At 69.5% G+C, this 1,169-nt stretch carries 1 pseudogene; it reads left to right on the top strand.

Annotated features, from left to right (window positions below):
• Positions 1–14 precede the first annotated feature (14 nt).
• A pseudogene (locus tag Q8791_RS31700) lies at positions 15–1,169 on the top strand (hypothetical protein); the annotation flags it as partial.

Here is a 1,169-nt window from a genome sequence, read left to right as displayed (position 1 = left end):
CGTTGGACCCGAACATGTCCGACTCCTCACGCAACGCGATCAAGGTCCTCACCGGCATCGAGGTCCCCAATGTCAGCCTCGCCAACCTCGGCCGCGCCTCCGAGGTCTACGCCACCCTGAACCAACGCCTCGGCGTCCTCGAGGACCTGCTCAACCTCAGCCGCTCCCACGCACGACGCAACTTCAGCGGCCGCACCGCCGACAACTACGAACACTCCCTGGACCAGTTCACCAAGGGAGACAACAACTACGTCGGCTCCGCCCGCGACAACTCCTCCACCATGTCCACCGAACTCTTCAAGGCACGCGCCAACGTCGAGTACATGCACATGATGGTCATCGGCCAGTTCATCCAACTCCTCGCCGAGATCGCCTGGGCCATCGCCACCGCCAAGTTCACCTTCGGCGCCTCCTTGAAGTGGATCCCCATCTTCAAGGCCATCCGCAGCCTGGCCATGCGACGCATCCTCACCTGGCTCCTGATCACCGTCCCCAGCCACCAGATCATCAGCCAGATCTTCGGCAGCATGGACAGCATCATCCAACGCATCCAGATCGGACGCGGCACCCGCCACCACCGCGACGGCCAACTCACCAAGAGCGCCCACATCGGCGCCGCCATGGAAGGCGCCCTGTCCGCCGTCTTCTCCGCCGGCATGGACGGCCTGTTCAGCAAACACCTCACCGACCTGCTCAACAACGGCCTCAAAAACCTCAGGGACCTGCCCGACCCCCCGCCCCTCCTCCGCACCGGAGGCGACGGCCCCGGGAGCGGTACGCCCGGACCGCCCCTGCGCGAAGCCCCCGACGGGCCCCCGCCGGGGCCGCCCCCCGGCCCTCCGCCCGGCCCCACAGGACCGATCGCCGACACCCCGCCGCCCACCGGCGGCCCCGGCCGCGACACCGACATCCCGCCACCCGGCGGAGGCGGACCCGACGGGCCACCCGCAGGTCCCGTCAAGGACGACCCACCCACGGGCAACCCCGACCACGGGCCCGGCTCTCCTGTGCCCAGGGCCGGGGACGCCCCGCTGGCGCCCCCGTCCCTGAACAAGGACCTCGCCGAGGTGTTCGGGCGCCACAACGACGAGTTCCTCACCCCCTACAACCCCGCCAGCCCCCTCGGGGCGGGCGCCTTCGACAACGCCGCCAAAGCCGCCACAGCACGC

The organism is Nocardiopsis codii (assembly GCF_036327455.1).
GTDB lineage: Bacteria > Actinomycetota > Actinomycetes > Streptosporangiales > Streptosporangiaceae > Nocardiopsis > Nocardiopsis codii.
Note: the sequence above shows the minus strand (reverse complement) of the source record. Positions and strands in the feature narration are given on the sequence as shown.